The following is a 16611-nucleotide window of genomic DNA, read 5'->3' on the forward strand; positions in this document are numbered from 1 at the left end:
GGTCTAGATACTCATACAAAACTTGAAGACGTGGTCCTCATCTCAGAGAACCGAACGGATTCATGAGTTTTGTTGACGATGATAAGACTCATCCAGAAACTCCAGATCGGCCCCTCAACTGCTGAGACAACCGACTTAGACTTTCATTTCTGGACAGGTTAGGAAAATGGTTGGTAGTTTAGGGGACTCAAGAAAAACTTGCGACCAGTAAAAGGTTGTTGAATTTGCGAAAATTTCTGCTGATTCTGTGGGCGTCTCCGACTTCAGTCGTTGCCCTGCTAATTGGGCTGATCGGCCTCCCTTTTGGAACACATGTTCACCGTAAAGCAGGGACGTTGGAATTCCACGGTGGGCTCGTGGAGTGGCTGCTCTCTCGAACTCCGGTCGATGCCGCAGCCATGACTTTGGGACACGTCATCTGGGGTCGGTCTCAGGCAGCACTCGATTTTTGTCGTGAACACGAACTTGTTCATGTGCGCCAGTATGAACGGTGGGGGCCTTTGTTTTTGCCAATGTATTTAATTTTTTCGGTGACAATGTGGTTCCGAGGCAAACATCCCTATTATGACAACCCCTTCGAGCGAGAGGCGTTCGGAGAGAATAACCCGAACGATCACGCGTGTCATAAAGAACCTTGAGAACGTCCTGCAAGTTGATGGCCAGAGAAGAAAATTCCTTGAAATTCACGACAGCTGTCGACTGGCTGAGAACCGCGGAACGAATCGTGGTCTTCACCGGAGCCGGAATCAGTACGGCCAGCGGAATCGCGACATTTCGTGATGATGGAGGATTCTGGACCCGATTTCCTCCTGAAGACTTCGCAAATTGGAAAGGGTTGCTGCAAACTGCAGTTCTTCAACCTAAAAGAATGGCTGAGTTTCTGGTCGCTGTTCTGGAACCGATCGCAACTGCGAGTCCAAACGAAGCCCATCGAGCGATCGCTCAGCTGGAACAGTTCAAACCGGTCGATGTCATTACACAAAACATCGATCGATTGCATCAAGATGCCGGAAGTGGAAATGTTTCTGAAATTCATGGGAACCTTTTCGAGATCGTTTCCTTTCCTCGGCAAGAGGAAAGTCGTGAGCTGACAAAAATGGACCTGCTAGAAATTGTCCAGAACGTCAAAGCCACGCAATCCGAAGTATGGGCTGGTCCGAAGTTACTAAAAGCGATCTCCCCGTTGTTGGGTGCCTCGCTTCTGGGGACTCACCGGCCGAATCTGGTATTGTTTGGTGATCAACTTGCTGAGCCAGATTGGTCAAACGCTCAAGACTCGGTGCAGCGTTGCGACCTGTTCATTTCAGTGGGAACTTCACAATCCATTTACCCGGCTGCCGAATTGCCGAGCCGAGCCAAAGCAGCAGGTTCCAAGTGCATCGTGATCGATCCTGAAGTTGGCGGTGTTGGCGATCTTTGGTTTGCGGCTCCTGCAGAGCAAGTGCTACCGAAGTTGGTCTCGTCTGCTTTTCCAGAGCTTACAGAAGAGCAGTGTGACCATGAGTGAGATTCACAATTATCTGGCGCTTCACCCCGGACACACGCGCGTGAAGCTCGGTCTGTTTGAACTTGGCCCAGACGACCCATTTCCTCGTTGTGTGACTTCGCTGTTTGTTGAGAATCACGAAAAAATCCCATGGAGCGAGCTCGACGATCAGGTTCCAGCCCCTCTGGAATGTCGATCAATTTTGACAGGCTCGAATCAATTCCTGGCGACTCAGATCCTCGACAACTGGAAATCAAATTCTCCTCCCCCTCTCACATTGTCTGAAAACTCCGCTATTCCAATTCGTTCACTGGTAGATGTCCCCGAGAAAGTCGGGGCTGACCGGTTATTGAATGCCGTTGCGGTAAACGGTTTGCGAAAACCTGGTCATGCTGCGGTGATCGTCGATTCAGGAACGGCGATCACTGTCGACGTTGTGAATTCAGACGGAGCTTTTTTGGGAGGTGCAATACTGCCCGGCGTTCTCATGGGAGCCCGTGCAATGAGTGAATTCACAACGACGCTCCCCTTAATCGACGGGAAAGAATTTCTGGAGCGTCTCCCTGACGCACTCGGTCGCAACACCGAAGCTGCGATGGCAAGTGGGCTCTATTGGGGCCATTTAGGGGCAGTGAAAGAATTGGTGGCACGAATTTCGGAACAGCTTGACGTTCCGTCACAACTCTATATCACTGGTGGAGCTCTTCCGATTCTTGAACCGTATTTCCCTAACGCGATTTGTGAGAAGAACTTGTCGTTGATTGGAAGCGTCCTGACTGCCAGATCAATTTTGGATGGCGAATGAACAGTGCATTGAAACGAACAACTGTTGAACTTTTGACCCCGCGCGGACGCGGAGCGGTCGCGTCGATTCGAGTCTGCGGAGATGTCTCAAGCATTGACAAGTTTTTCTCCGCAGCGAATCAAAAATCGATGCAGCAGCAACCGATCGATGCAATTCGATACGGTCTATGGGGCGCCACCAACAGCGAGGATCTTGTTTGTGTGAGAACTGACGATTCGACAGTTGAGATACATTGCCACGGTGGAGCGGCAGCGATCGAGCGAATCATGAAGGATTTAATTTCGTCAGGGGTCGAGCAGTTGCAACGTGAGCGAACTTTCGAGAAAAGCTCAGCAGGTCAAGTTGACTCGAGCGAGATTTCTTTTACTGAAGAGTTTCAGCTTTGCTTACAACAGGTAACAACTCAAAAAGCAGCTCACGAGGTCTTACGGCAATCCAGCCTCTTTCCCAAATCACTGAAAGAGGCTCAAACGACCGATGATCCGCTGCTTCGCCGTTCTGCCGTCGAATCGATGCTACGTTGGGCAGAATTCGGACAACATTTAACTCAACCATGGAAAGTCGTCTTGTGTGGCCCACCAAATGTCGGAAAGTCGAGCTTGATTAACTCGCTGGTCGGCTTTTCCCGGTCCGTGGTCTTTGATCAACCGGGAACGACGCGAGACGTGGTCACGGTTCAAACAGCTCTGAAAGGCTGGCCGATCGAGTTTTCTGACACAGCTGGCCTGCGCCAAACCGATGAAGAGATCGAATCCGCAGGAATCGCGAAGGCGAGGGCGACAATCGAAGCTGCTGACTTACTGCTGATGATTGTCGATGCTCAAAATGGTGTTGTAGAGTTCGAAAAACAATTCGCCGCCAAAAATCAGAGATCGCTGATTGTCTTCAATAAGATCGACCTAGCAAGCAACGACTTCTCCGAAGCTGGGCAAATTTGCGTTTCTGCAACGACTGAACAGGGCATTCAGGAACTGGCAACGGAAATCGTTTCACAGCTCATCCCAGCCGTTCCACCTAAAACACAAGCTTACCCTGTCACACCGCGACAAGTCTCCCTGCTGGAGAATCTGTTAAAAGAAGCCCCCGAGTAGCACTCGCAGGATGCAACAAGCCAGTCCTCACGCTTCCCTATTGCTCCACGCTGCAATTGAGAACCACGCTGTCATTGGGAACCAATCTGCATGTGGGCCAGGTGCGGTGTGAATTCTACTCCCAAGTGTTTCTACTCAGTGTTTCTACTCAGTGTTTCTACTCAGTGTTTCTACTCAGTGTTTCTACTCAGTGTTTCTACTCAGTGTTTCTAACTCTTACCTGTGCCCAGCGTCTGTCCCTTGCATGTGGTGATTTCGCGACGCGGGCCGTTCCCTTTTTGCATCATCCCGGTGCCGGGGCCTCGTAACTCGCTTTACCAAGTGCACCAGGCTGTGTGTCCCGGGGTTTCCCTAATGCTGACGTAAGTAATTTAGAGCAAGACGTTTACAACATTAAACTGAAATCTCACGGATGTCGCTCTCCATGTTTTTCAAATCAATCGACTTTCAATCGACTTGTTGGAATTACAGTTGCATTTCCCAGCAAAGAGGTCAACGAGTGCTCGAATTGGGGGCACAAGCGGAAAAAACAAATCTCAGAAAGATCAGTTATGACGACTTTGTGTAGAGCTTCAGGGAGGGATTACTCATGCATTTAAGAAGTATTGCCGAGACCGCTGCTGTGCTGACCTGGTCTGCATCGAATCAAGCAGATGAATTGAGCAGCGATCAATCTCTGGCTGCGGCTGAATACTGGAAAGAGACCAACTTTCTTTTTCAGCGTTGGAGTCGCGCGATTCGCGAGATCCATATCGGCGAGAGCTCTCCGGAGCAATTGACGACTCTCCTCGAAGAAATTCTCACCGCAGAACTTTTGACTCGTTCGACGGCAGCCAGAATTTTTTCGTTCAAACGGCAACGGCAGATTGAAGACTTCACGCAAGTGGCTGAGAAGTCCATTGAGGAGCATGTGAAGATTCGAAACCGGGCATTTGATCTTCATGGAAGCATCTCGGCAGAGACTTCAAAGCTTTTGAAGAGCGAAAGACTCTTCCGCAAAGTTCAACGTTGGTCGGACTATCTCGTGAGTTATTATCTTGTTGCATCAGAAATGCCACTCAAGGCAGCATTTGATAGCGATCTCTGTCTGGACTTCTGTGATGATCGGTCAAACCCGGAATCTTCAGAAAATGCGATGGTCGCTCGCCAGCTGGAGTTGGTCGCACTGGTTCGTTCATTTCCGAACCGGGAAATCGGCCATCGTGTCGATGCAGAAGCTCATCGATCTCGCTGCGATCAAGCGATCTTCTTGAGCGGTCAACCTTCTACGGAGAATTCAGGCTTGCTATTCTCACGGACACGACGAAGAATACTTGCTGGCGAAGGATTCTTGTTGAATGCTCCGCTTGGAAGTCAGACAGACTAGCAACTCAAAACTGCCGCTTGAGAAAGTTTTTTGAAGCTTTCTTTGAAAGAGGCTGGCAGCGGTCTAGACGTCCTTCAAATCGACCGATAAAAAAGACCCAGAGTCTTGCATCTGTCTTTAGCGTCATTGATGACGGGATTCAATGTCGCGTTCACTCTTTTTTGGGAGTTGGGGCACCTGTGTCCGAGCAACCTGAAGTTCTTGTTCTTGGCGGAGATGATTCATCTTCCACTTTCGTTCTCGACGAATTGAAAGAACGATGCCGTCTCGTTGAGGTCTCCTCTCTGGCTGACTTCATCGAGAGAATCAACAGCGAACAGCCTCCGGACTACTACCTGCTGAAGTCTCCTGTGGAAGGTTTAATGCAAATCAATGATTCGCTGAGTCTGCTTTCTCAAATTCCAGATGCGATTCTGCAAATTGATCAGAACGAACGCGTCATGTGGGCGAACCGGTCAGCCGAGAAGCTTCTCAACTTGAAACTCGACGGTGACACGCCGAAACTGTTCGATCTTTGGGAAGGAGCACAAATTGTAGGGCCTGACTTCTCTCCAGTGAATTCTGTTCTGTCAAATGGCAAACAGGCCAAAACAACAGTCAAAATCGACGACAAGACGTACTTCGAGTTTCTCGCGAGTCCGCTGCCCGGTAGTTCGCCGGATGGCTCTAAACTCCTCTTGGCGATCCTGCGAGACACCTCCGATGAAGTCCTTCAGCAGCAGAAGCTCGACGCCGTTCACCAAGCGGGAACGGATCTGGGGGATCTGGAGCGGGAAGAGCTTCTCGAGCTAACGGAATATGAACGAATCGAACTGCTGAAATCGAAGCTCATTCACTACACACAAGAGCTGTTAGAGTTTGATACGGTCGAAGTTCGCGTCATCGATCAAAATACACAAGAGTTGACTCCACTGATCAACTTTGGAATGGACCCTACCGCCGCCGCCCGCGAACTCAGAGCACAACCACACGGAAACGGGGTCACCGGTTTTGTCGCAGCGACAGGAAGAAGCTACCTCTGCGAAGACACCAGCAACGATCCACTTTACATTGAGGGAGTCGTTGGAGCGAAAAGTTCTCTGACGGTCCCACTCGTCAGGCGAGATCTTGTGTTGGGGACATTTAATGTCGAAAGTCCGAATGTCGGCGCATTTTCTACGAATGATCTGAAATTCGTTGAGTTGTTTTGCCGTGAGGTGGCGACCGCACTGAATTACCTCGACCTGTTATCTGTTGAACAGATGCATTCAGTGGAGAAAAACACTCAGAAAGTGCTCTGTGAAGTCGCTGCACCTGTGGACGACATTCTGAACGACACATCCTGGATCTACGAACGCTTTCGTGGTGAGGACTCAGAACTCTGTCATCGAATTAAACATATCCTAAAACGTACTCAAGACATTCGAGACCTGATCCGGCAAACAGGTAAGCCGACCGGCCCCAATTTTGCGGGAGCGTTCTTGAAATCGCGAAGTCATCCGTTGCTCGCGGACAAACGAGTTTTGGTCGTCGATACTGACCCCGAAATTCGTAAGAGTGCTCATATCATCCTTGAGCAGAACGAGATGACTGTCGATGCAGTCCGGTCTGCCGATGAAGCACTTCGCATGGTTCGAACTTTCACATATCATGCTGTCATCGCTGACAAAAGGCCGCCGGACATGAAAGGCTCGGACCTGTTCCGGTCCATTCGGGAAATCCACGAGCATCTCCCAATCATGCTGATGACCGGCTTTGACTACGACGGCGAACACACGCTCATTAAGTGTCGTGAAATGGGTATGAAAGAAACGATCTACAAGCCTTTTATCATCGACAAGTTTCTCAAAGCAATTGAGAATGCGGTCAAAACCCATCTCCCAGAAAGCGTGTGAGCTCTGGCATTCCTGATCATCGCCAGCAATACTACTGAGATCACAGAGGACGCCTGCTTTATACCATGTGCTTGTTGTCGTTCACTGAAATGGCAATGATTCATCAGGCCTGTGATCGCATTTTCGGATGACTGTTCCGGTTCAAACTCGCTTCGAACTGCTTGTGAAGTCATGAAAGTGAACGACACGAGTACAACAAACATCGAAAATTCATTACAGAGTGGTAAAAATTAATTCTCGTATCTGATTCGATCATGCACTTTCTCGCTTGCGACGTTACTTCTCAACTCATCGAACTTCCGATCTCTCAATCCGGATCGGCTGACATTGTTCTTGGAAAGCCTCAGGCTCAAGAAGCTTTTGACGCAAACAATTCTAGCATCAAAGAAGCTTTTGCCTCATCGAACAAACAGTTGACCCTGATGCCCCTCGGGGACTGGGGAAACACCATCTGGAGAAATCTCCCCTCGCAGTTGGCAATACTGACCGACAATCCGCTTGAGAGTTCTCTGATTGCAGCCCCTGCGAACAGATTCCAAAATGAAACAAGCATGAATCTTTGGCAATGGCTGGTTGAACACTCGGACGAATTCAGTGTTTCAGCGAACGAGATCAGTGCTTCATCAATCAAAGACCAGTTCCCGGATCTCGCGCCAACTGATTCATCAATGCCAGATTGGCTGCGATCAGCTTGCAATAATTTGAACCTTAAGAATGCAAATTCCGGCCCGGACGCGATTGCCATCAAGGCGGGCCTGTTTCAGATTCATGGGGATCTGGAAACGAGTCACGAGTACGCCCAGGACTGTCAGGGAAAAGGTCGATACGCTGCGGGTGATTACTGGCATGGGATCATGCACCGACGAGAACCAGACTACGGCAATTCCAAGTATTGGTTCCGACGAGTTGGCGAACACCCCATTTTCGACGACCTTTCAACTCAGGCATCCACAATCCTGAAGGCTTGTGCTTCGCCTCTCGCTCACCAATGGTCCGACCGACTTACAGCAAATGGGACAGGTCATGGCTGGGACCCGATGGCGTTTGTCGATCTCTGTGAAACATGTGCAACCTCGCAAGACAAACAACTCATCGAAGCGGTCAAACAAATCCAGTGGGCGGAAATGATGTTGCTTCTCGCCCAAACATACTGCGACGCTCAGTAACAGGCATTTGTATTAGCCATTCCACTGACTTGCGAAAGTGAACTTCTCAATTCCTGGGCAGCTTGCAACTGTCTTCATTCGCAGAATTCTTCCCGCAAGAGTACACCACTAGTTGATGCCAGTTTTCAGCGGTGAAACATCAAAAGCGATCTAGTGAGTCACCCGATGAGCGACGGCACCGCAACTTCACAGTTCACGATGAGTTACTACAAATCTTAGATTCTCTGTACTAAGATGCTATCTCTCTCAACGATTTGACTGGAACCACTCTTTAACGGAACGGTTTGCTGTGAAGAATTGTTTTCTGCTTTTCGCCGCTTTAGTCTCTTTCCATGCCCATTCAATGACGGCAATGGCTGCCAATCAGCCAAACATCGTCTTTATATTCACTGATGATCATGCTCCGCATGCGATTGGGGCATACGAAGGCTGGTTGAAGGAGATCAACCCGACACCGAATATCGACAAGCTCGCGTCGCAGGGAATGTTGTTTCAGAACAGTTTCTGCACCAATTCAATTTGTGGACCGAGCCGAGCCGTCATCCAAACAGGCAAGCATAGCCACATCAATGGATTCATGACGAACAAAGACAAGTTCGACGGTGATCAGCAAACGTTTCCAAAGATCTTGCAGAAGGCAAATTATCAGACAGCCATGATCGGAAAATGGCACTTGGGAACTGATCCGCAAGGATTTGACTTCTGGAAAGTTCTGCCCGGACAGGGAGCGTACTACAACCCTGTTTTTAAATCGCCCCAAGGACGAGAGGTCATCGAAGGATACTGCACAGATATCGTCACTGAGATGGCATTGGAGTGGTTGAAGAAAGGACGTGACCAAAGTAAACCATTCATGCTGATGTGTCAGCATAAGGCTCCTCACAGAACCTGGATGCCGCCGATTCGATACCTGACGCTGTACGATGATGTCGAGATCCCTGAGCCAGCGACACTCTTCGACAACTGGGAAGATAATGCGAGCCCAGCCCGATACCAGGAAATGGAAATCGACGGGCACCTGAATCTCGTCTTCGATTGCTTCGGCCCGCCGCTCCATGGATGGGATCCGGAAAGTGGGAAGTCCGTCGACCGCTCGGGAGCGCGGAACTTGGAGAAGTTCACTCCCGAACAATTGAAGGCCTGGAATGCTGCCTTCGAGCCGAAAAACAATGAGCTTAAGAAGCTGAATCTCAAGGGCAAAGATCTCGTGAGATGGAAATACCATCGCTACATTCGAAACTACCTGCGTTGTGTTCGTGGCGTCGACGACAGCGTCGGCCAACTGATGGCGTATCTCGACGAAGCAGGCTTAGCGGACAATACGATTGTCATCTACTCATCCGATCAGGGGTTTTATCTTGGAGACCACGGTTGGTACGACAAACGCTGGATGTACGAAGAGTCAATGAAAATGCCGTTTATCTGCAAATGGCCCGGAGTCACTCAGCCTGGAAGTATCAATAAAGACTTAATCCAGAACATTGACTACGCAGAAACATTTCTAGAGATCGCCGGCGCCGAAATTCCGGATGATATGCAAGGCCGTTCAATCGTCCCTCTACTCAAAGGCGAAACCCCAAAGGATTGGCGAGACTCGATCTACTACCACTACTACGAATACCCCAGCGTTCACATGGTCGCCAAACACAATGGAGTGCGAACGGACCGATACAAATTGATTCAATTTTATCAGTTTGGAGAGTGGGAATTTTATGATCTCGAAAAAGACCCCGACGAGCTTCAAAACGAGTACAACAACCCTCAGTACGCTAAAGAAATCGCCCAGCTAAAAGAAGAACTTGCAAGGCTCGAAAAACAAACCAACGATCAAACCGACCGAAGCGAGATGCCCGACGATTGGAAACAGAAGTTTCGTCCTGCTTCAAACCGCTAGAGCAGTTTGCTCTACCGTTTGCCCGTGAAGAACGCATTTCTCTAGTAAAAATGCTGTTCGCCACGAGGCAGATCCTGCAAACCAATTCGAAAGATGCTCTAGACCGACTTCCAACCGGGCCTCAGCTTTACACTTACTTTAAGACTGGAGTTAGATTGGGTGGCGAAGGCAAAATGCGCAAAGGGTGGGGCAGGATCTCTGCACTACAATTCAATGTCAGTTCGCCGGGCACTTTCATCTTCCGGCGCAATAATTTGTGCGTGTATGTTCGCAAGTCCCTGCTGCTAAAAACATTATCGATAAGTCTTGGGAAATGGTCTCCGTGTTGGCCTCGCGGAGAGACGCTATATCATTGACGAAATCCGTTCCTCACGGGCAAGCTGCTCAAGGAAAAACTTGAGTGAGTCAGTAGAGCTTGTGATCGCAAATGCGCACTTCCTGCCGATGCACTCCTCGCAAAGTGGCAGCTTTCGTCTTTTCAGGGCTGAAACTTCAAATCAATCTGCCCAAAATCAAAAACATTTTCTACTTTCGAGGTCCCTCCTGAACAAGGACGGTCTGATGGCGGCCTGCGATCAGATCGAAGTTCAACACATTCGTACGGATTCATTTGAATCAATATGAGACTCATCGAAGCTCACTTCAGAGTTCACGATGCACCGAAGGGAATGCCCCCATGAATACCGGAACTCTGTCCACGATGGACTCCTCCTCCGCTCTCGAAAATCGACCTCGTCCCCAATCACAGCGGGTCTGGATCACTTATCGATTTAGCTTGATCATTTGCGGTTTGCTCTGGTTATTCCTTTCGTCGACCCTTTGTGGTTGCGGATCGATGAACGGCTACGTGATGAACCGTTCTGGTCGCAAGTATTACGACAAAGGCAATTATGAATACGCTCGATATGAATTTGAGCGCGCCTTAATGGATGACCCACATAACGCGAACTACGCCTTCAATGTTGCGCGAACAATGGAACATGAAGGTGAATACGAAAATGCCGAGTTGATGTATCAACACGCATTGACTCTCGACCCCGATCACCTCCCTTCTTATCACGCACTCGCTTCAATGTTACGTGAGCAAGGACGGACCGCTGAATCGAGAGAATTGCTGACTGCCTGGGCGGAAACACAACCGTACAGCGCAGGAGCACAAATGGCTGCGGGCGACATGTATCGTCAAGAAGGTAACATGTCTGCCGCTCAAAATTACTACCAGCAGGCCTCAAGGAATGTTCCTCAAGGCCGTTCACGACTACAAAGCCGGATGATATCGCAACGGCAACAGGGTCCCTATGGTCCGCAATATGCGACTGGTCAGGGATATCCACAAATGGCGTCGCCACGCTATCCGTACCATACGCCCCCTTCGCTGCAAATGGCTGAGACGATGCCGATGAACGACTTTACGATGATGGGCGGTCCAGTCGTTTCGCATCAATCAATGGTCTCGACTCCGATGCAATATCAACAGCCGATGATGCACGAACAACCGATGATGGAACAGCAGATCATCAACCCTCCATCGCAATCTCCGGGGCTGCTCGTGCCGACTCCACAACAGTACAATCCGGCACCGACGTTGAACTCTGGCGAACCACAACTGTTACCAGAAACCCAAGGTTCAAACGGTCCGCAAGCGTATCAGCCTCAGCAAGTTGTCTCACAGCATTCTCATCAGTACCCGGGAATGACTAGTGAGTATCCCGTCCAGTCAATGCCTGCCACGGGGCAATACACGCAACAAGTGATGATGCCGCCCCAAACGGCACCGACAAACACCGCTCAGCAACCTCCGATATTCCAAGCTCCTCAAAATATGTCGGCTGCTCCATTTCAGAATATCTCGACGCAGACTTCAAGCAATGTGATGCCGGCGGTTCAGGCCTTTTAGAACATCTTATGAATTGGTTGCAGGATCTGCCTCGTGGCAAACTGCTCTAGTTCACTCAAAGAGCACATCCTTGTTACGCTGTCAGTGAAATTTTCTCTGGCAGCGTTTTTTGTTTCTACAGTGGTTCATCAATCTTCATCGTAGCCTGTTGGTCCATTGAAGATGAAAATGAAGAAGCTGAAGATTCGGTCTTCACTGTCATCTCTGAGCCATCTCTGGACCCGCACCGCCTGTATGCTAACCTAAGGCTTCCATATTTCTCAGATTCAACGGAAGTCATCATGCAACGCCGAGATTTTCTGGCTGCCACAGGTGCAGCATCAACCGCTTTTGCCTTCGGAAACGCAGCAAGCTCAGCTCAGGAGAGCAAAAAGTCGAAACCGTTTCAGCTCAAATACGCTCCACACGTCAACACATTCAAGCAGTCAGCGGGTAACGACATCGTTGACCAGATGAAATTTGCAGCCGACCACGGATTCACTGCCTGGGAGGACAACGGCATGCTGAAGCGGTCAGCCGAAGAGCAAAACCGTATTGCGAAAGCGATGTCGCAGCTGAATATGCAGATGGGCGTCTTCGTTGCTTATGCCAGTTTTGACGAACCAGTTTTTGCAGTTAAGAATGAAGACAAATGGAGCGAAGTTCTCGAAGCGATCAAAGCTTCAGTCGAAGTTGCCAAGCGGACCAATGTCAAATGGATGACAGTTGTGCCGGGATCGGTCGATCAACAAGGAAACTCCGAAAACTGGAACCGCTACGGCGGCCCGCGACTCGCTGAAGGTTACCAAACAGCAAACGTCATCGAACTGCTCAAACGCTGTTCAGCGATCCTCGAACCGCACGATCTTGTCATGGTTCTGGAACCGTTGAACTGGTACGCGAACCATGGAGGAACATTCCTGAGTCGTTCTGATCAAGCGTATGCACTGTGCAAAGCGGTCGACAGCCCTTCCTGCAAAATCCTGTTCGATATCTACCACCAACAGATCACAGAAGGGAATTTAATCCCAAATATCGATGCCTGCTGGGACGAAATCGCTTACTTCCAATCAGGCGACAACCCCGGCCGCAAAGAACCAGGAACCGGGGAAATTAATTACCGAAACGTCTTCAAACATATTCACTCCAAAGGTTTCGAAGGCATCATCGGCATGGAACACGGAAATTCCATCAAAGGAAAAGAAGGCGAACAAGCAGTCATCCAAGCCTACCGAGACGCCGACGCCTTCTAAACACTTCGTGTTTTTGTGTCCGCGAAGAAAGATCTTCACTCGATGAAGCGACTCTTCCCACGAGACTGAACGCACCGTTTCAAAAACGGCTGGAGAACACTTCGTGTTTTTGTGTCCGTGAAGAAAGATCTTCACTCGATGAAGCGATTCTTCCCACGAGACTGAACGTCTACCTTTTCAAATGTGCACATCGTTTTCGAAACAGTTGTGCAATCAACGTTCCACCTTCCAGCTGTCGGGCCTTTAAGCCCGATGGCTCCGGATGGAAAAGGATAAAGCTTAAAGCCCCTTCAGCGGTCCGCTTAATTGAATTTCGGAGTGATTCACCTCCAATTTGAATGGAAAAAATCAGGCGGGCATGACGGTTTCGATCTCAATTTTCGGATTGGTGTTCACGTTCTGCCTCGTGGCGAACAGCAATTTCGCTGGTGAAACGCGTTCTTCACGGGCACACGGTAGAACAAGCTTCTCTATTTGTTGAGATGTTCTTCAAACCAGGCAACCATGGCCTGGGTGGCGGCAGCCAGATCTTCTCCACGAAAACCATGCCCCGCGTTTCCGAATTCGATGAGCTTGTTGGTCACGCCAGCTTTCCCAAAAGCAGCTTGGATATTGCGGCTGTGAAATATTGGAACAAGTTCATCTTTTACTCCGGCAAGAAGCAATGTTGGGGAGTCATCAGAGGAGACGTGTAGTAATGGTGAGTTCTCCGCAGCTGTTTCTTGATTAATTTCAAGTGCAGGGAATTGTGCGTAGACAGGTAAGCGATCAGGAGCATCTTCAGCCATCACTTGTAAATCTGTCGGCGCAACGAATGCAACCACTGCTTGAACACGGTCGCTGACTTTCAGTACGGGATCTTTCGCATTCGGATCACCTTCATCTGAAGCGGTGCCGAGCATGAGCGACAAGTGACCACCGGCACTCATACCGAAGACTCCAATCCGATCGGGGTCGATCTGGAATTTTTCTGCATTCAAACGAATAAAACGCACACTTCGCCGAACATCAGCGACAGCTTCAGCGATCGAAAACCTGGGACTGCTCCCGTGACGAACTGCGAAGACGGTGAACCCTTTGTCCGTTAAGGCGCGAAACCTCACTTGCAGCCCCTCGGGTGGTGACCATTTCGAATACCACCCGCCACTGACCATAAACAACACAGCTGCCCCGTTGGCTTCTTTCTCAGGTGTGAAGACATCAAAGGTCATCGCCAACCCGAATTTATGACCATACACTACATCGGGAGTGATGTTGACCTCTTCCGCGTCTGCTTCGAAGACTGGAAGACACGACAAGCTGCAGGTGAGCATCATCATGAAATATCGCATAGATTCTTTCGCTTCAGTTTGTGTGATTTTTTTTGATGGGAATTCTCAAAAGGATTCTTGTTTATGCAGGAGAGTGTTATTCAGTCTTGGCGGCTTTCATTGCAGATTGATAATAGACCTTCGCCTGATCGTAGGCCTCTCTGGCTGCTTTTCGTTCGGATTCACGAATCTGGCCTTTCTTCGAATTCCAACAGACTTCGACTGCATTCGCGCACCACTGAGCACTCTTCTTGCTGGCCCGGATCGGCTGATTTTCAACTTCGACGAAAACTGGATTTGTGTGGCACGAAGGTAAAATGCGCAGAGCAACCCAACTGGACTGTTCGATTTTGGTCTTAAATTTGAGTGATTCGATATGCCCGTCAGCTTCGAGCATCACCTTCTCGACTGGCTGCCCATTGACAATCAACTCGACTGGAACTTGACGAGTCTCTCCCTCGCGGCAACGTTCGATGTGCCAGTACGGTTTTTGGTCGAGCCGACTGTTGCGGATGGATCGAGTGGTTTCATTTTGCTCTGCTTCAAGCATGGCAGCCGCGTTGAAGGTCACGGTCACTTCGCCCGGTTCTTCCAGATTCAGCTGGCTGATTTTGCCATCGCTACCCGGTTCGCCCAGAGCAACGTTGTTGACTTTCATGTCCATCAAATGACTGAGCCCGTCTCCGCAGTAGCTCCGACCATCTTTGACTCCAGCAATCCACGAATCGAAAGTGAGTGGTTCATCTTTGGGGAGACTGACGTAAACTCGCCCCAGTCCGACACGATCTCCATAAATGCATGGGAAATCAGTTTCACCGCTGATGCGACTGCGGAGCCCACAATTGAGAGTATGATACCAGATATTGAGTTCCCATATTGCAGGAGTATCAACAGCCGAGATGAAGTGACACACATCGTGAACAGAGGTGACGATGAATTCATTGGCACCAATTCCATCGAACGGTGGCATCGCATAATCAGGAAGCGTATCAGCTGCGCGTCCTTGTTGCCCACCTCTCCGGTTCCGGTAATACATAGTCGTGAGTCGCTGGCCGTTCCCGCCGTAGTCCGGGAGTCCCAGCCCCCATCCCGAGTGACTGTAGCCAACCACGCCGCCCTGCTCTTTTCCCCATTTCAAAACAGGCAGCGTCCAACTGGGCCAGTCTTCAATCACTTTCGATCCGGGGTAGTCATCCTCTGTCAGCCGCAACAAGCATAAGTGCCCCGCATGCGACGATGGAAACCCACTGACTTCCACGTCGTATCTCATCAGGTAATCTTTCGTGGAAAGCTCTGATGTTTCGCCTTTGAAGAACTCCTTTTGTGTATACCAACATGGGCCCCAGCTGAGCACGCAGCCGACGTTTAAATCTTCGCCGAGAATGTGACGCATCATATCCTCTGGGCCGACACCTTCTGTTGGAGAATCGTAATGCGCACAACCAGCTGCATGAATATGATGGTCTCCGGAATACCAGCCCAGCGTTGCCGGGTGAATCCAGCGAGTCAGTTGAAGTGCGACACGTTGCTGTTCGACTTCCTCAACTTTGAATGTTGTTCTCTCGACTTCATACTCCGGACCGCGAGAGAGGGAAACGGTGTATTCCCCTGGTGGAAGTTCAACTGATTCTCCATCTTTGCGGTAAACCTGTTCGTGGAAGAAGAAGTCCGGTGCCAAACGTTTCGCTGGATTGGGGTAGATTCGCCCCTGTTCATCTCGAATGACAAGGGCCGCCGTCGTTGGTGAGCCGTCATGATCTTTAATACCCAAAATCACCTTTGTTGCAGGCAGGCAGTTGAACAAGACTGGAACGGAATTTCGGAATCCGAGGTCTTGCGTTCCCTGACCGACATTGAAGCCGATTTGTGCTTCCCGTTTTCCGGCATCACGAGAGTACAGCTGAACAATTCGGTACTCCAGTTTTAGGCCAGAGAGTCGAGGGGTGAGAGGTTGCTTCTGATACATCGTTGCATCCATGAACCGTTGTTTCACTTCAGAGAGGTCAACAAGATCCTGATCAGTTTTTGGTTTCTGACGAGCCCCTTTTCCTCGCTGGTAGACAGGGAGTGCGTTCGGGCTTTCGATTTGTAGAGGTGGGTTAATTCCCGCTTCATTAAAAACTTTGACGAGGTAAGACCGCCAGCCATTCTGAATGAGTTCCTTTCGGGCGGGACCAACTGAAACTTTCACTCGACTTTCTGCATTGATGTGAACTCCCGCGACACAATGCGGATCGAGAACTTTTTGAGCTGTTCGCACAATCGCCTGATCATCGTCAGAGTCGTAGGCTTTCTGTAGTTCCTGTTGCTCTTCAGCAGAGAGGGGGGCTCCCACAAACTTGAGGGCCTCGACAAGTCGCTTTGTGCTTTCAACGAGTGGTTGACGTTCGACTTCAACAACAGACGGGAAATCTTGTGCACAACATGTTGCACACAGCGCTGTTGAAAACACCAGGTAAAAATGGGGTCTTACACGCATGAGAGCACCTT

12 protein-coding genes are annotated in these 16611 nt (G+C 49.8%); 10 read left to right on the forward strand and 2 right to left on the reverse strand.

Going from position 1 to position 16611, the window contains the following annotated elements:
- The first annotated feature begins 224 nt into the window (after positions 1-224).
- The 10 genes from Mal48_RS11680 (at position 225) to Mal48_RS11725 (ending at position 12811) form a co-directional block, all read left to right on the forward strand.
- Positions 225-638, forward strand: coding sequence for a hypothetical protein (locus Mal48_RS11680; RefSeq protein ID WP_231739480.1), 414 nt, complete (start codon positions 225-227; stop codon positions 636-638).
- A gap of 38 nt (positions 639-676) precedes the next feature.
- The gene (locus Mal48_RS11685; protein ID WP_197441642.1) at positions 677-1507 is read left to right on the forward strand and encodes an SIR2 family NAD-dependent protein deacylase; all 831 of its coding nucleotides are present in this window, start codon (positions 677-679) and stop codon (positions 1505-1507) included.
- The gene (locus tag Mal48_RS11690) at positions 1500-2291 is read left to right on the forward strand and encodes a type III pantothenate kinase (protein WP_145199345.1); all 792 of its coding nucleotides are present in this window, start codon (positions 1500-1502) and stop codon (positions 2289-2291) included. The genes Mal48_RS11685 and Mal48_RS11690 overlap by 8 nt, the downstream gene beginning before the upstream one ends.
- Positions 2288-3382: a GTPase gene (locus Mal48_RS11695; RefSeq protein ID WP_145199348.1), complete on the forward strand. Its 1095-nt coding sequence runs from the start codon at positions 2288-2290 to the stop codon at positions 3380-3382. The genes Mal48_RS11690 and Mal48_RS11695 overlap by 4 nt, the downstream gene beginning before the upstream one ends.
- 589 nt (positions 3383-3971) lie before the next feature.
- On the forward strand, positions 3972-4748 hold the full coding sequence (locus Mal48_RS11700) for a hypothetical protein (RefSeq protein WP_145199352.1): 777 nt from the start codon (positions 3972-3974) through the stop codon (positions 4746-4748).
- 179 nt (positions 4749-4927) lie between these two features.
- A complete protein-coding gene (locus Mal48_RS11705) occupies positions 4928-6622 on the forward strand; it encodes a hybrid sensor histidine kinase/response regulator (RefSeq protein ID WP_145199355.1) in 1695 nt (564 codons plus the stop codon).
- A gap of 254 nt (positions 6623-6876) precedes the next feature.
- Positions 6877-7788 carry a hypothetical protein gene (locus tag Mal48_RS11710; protein WP_145199358.1) on the forward strand — a complete coding sequence of 304 codons (912 nt, stop codon included), beginning with the start codon at positions 6877-6879 and terminating at the stop codon, positions 7786-7788.
- Positions 7789-8077: 289 nt separating this feature from the next.
- Positions 8078-9682 carry a sulfatase family protein gene (locus Mal48_RS11715; protein ID WP_231739483.1) on the forward strand — a complete coding sequence of 535 codons (1605 nt, stop codon included), beginning with the start codon at positions 8078-8080 and terminating at the stop codon, positions 9680-9682.
- Positions 9683-10358: 676 nt separating this feature from the next.
- Positions 10359-11579 carry a tetratricopeptide repeat protein gene (locus Mal48_RS11720; protein ID WP_145199361.1) on the forward strand — a complete coding sequence of 407 codons (1221 nt, stop codon included), beginning with the start codon at positions 10359-10361 and terminating at the stop codon, positions 11577-11579.
- 281 nt (positions 11580-11860) lie between these two features.
- Positions 11861-12811, forward strand: coding sequence for a hydroxypyruvate isomerase family protein (locus tag Mal48_RS11725; RefSeq protein WP_145199364.1), 951 nt, complete (start codon positions 11861-11863; stop codon positions 12809-12811).
- Positions 12812-13281: 470 nt separating this feature from the next.
- Here Mal48_RS11725 and Mal48_RS11730 read toward each other — a convergent pair whose 3' ends face one another.
- Complete coding sequence (locus Mal48_RS11730) at positions 13282-14142, reverse strand: alpha/beta hydrolase family protein (RefSeq protein WP_145199367.1); 861 nt, start codon at positions 14140-14142, stop codon at positions 13282-13284.
- Positions 14143-14218: 76 nt separating this feature from the next.
- The gene (locus Mal48_RS11735; protein WP_197441643.1) at positions 14219-16600 is read right to left on the reverse strand and encodes a CehA/McbA family metallohydrolase; all 2382 of its coding nucleotides are present in this window, start codon (positions 16598-16600) and stop codon (positions 14219-14221) included.
- Between the last annotated feature and the right edge of the window lie 11 nt (positions 16601-16611).

It is taken from the genome of Thalassoglobus polymorphus, assembly GCF_007744255.1.
Classification (GTDB): Bacteria; Planctomycetota; Planctomycetia; order Planctomycetales; family Planctomycetaceae; genus Thalassoglobus; species Thalassoglobus polymorphus.

Excerpts from the sequence above, each read along its gene's own strand:
- Mal48_RS11690 (WP_145199345.1), top strand. The coding sequence starts at position 1,500 with ATGAGTGAGATTCACAATTATCTGGCGCTTCACCCCGGACACACGCGC.
- Mal48_RS11695 (WP_145199348.1), top strand. The coding sequence starts at position 2,288 with ATGAACAGTGCATTGAAACGAACAACTGTTGAACTTTTGACCCCGCGC.
- Mal48_RS11700 (WP_145199352.1), top strand. The coding sequence starts at position 3,972 with ATGCATTTAAGAAGTATTGCCGAGACCGCTGCTGTGCTGACCTGGTCT.
- Mal48_RS11710 (WP_145199358.1), top strand. The coding sequence starts at position 6,877 with ATGCACTTTCTCGCTTGCGACGTTACTTCTCAACTCATCGAACTTCCG.
- Mal48_RS11720 (WP_145199361.1), top strand. The coding sequence starts at position 10,359 with ATGAATACCGGAACTCTGTCCACGATGGACTCCTCCTCCGCTCTCGAA.
- Mal48_RS11725 (WP_145199364.1), top strand. The coding sequence starts at position 11,861 with ATGCAACGCCGAGATTTTCTGGCTGCCACAGGTGCAGCATCAACCGCT.
- Mal48_RS11730 (WP_145199367.1), bottom strand. The coding sequence starts at position 14,142 with ATGCGATATTTCATGATGATGCTCACCTGCAGCTTGTCGTGTCTTCCA.
- Mal48_RS11735 (WP_197441643.1), bottom strand. The coding sequence starts at position 16,600 with ATGCGTGTAAGACCCCATTTTTACCTGGTGTTTTCAACAGCGCTGTGT.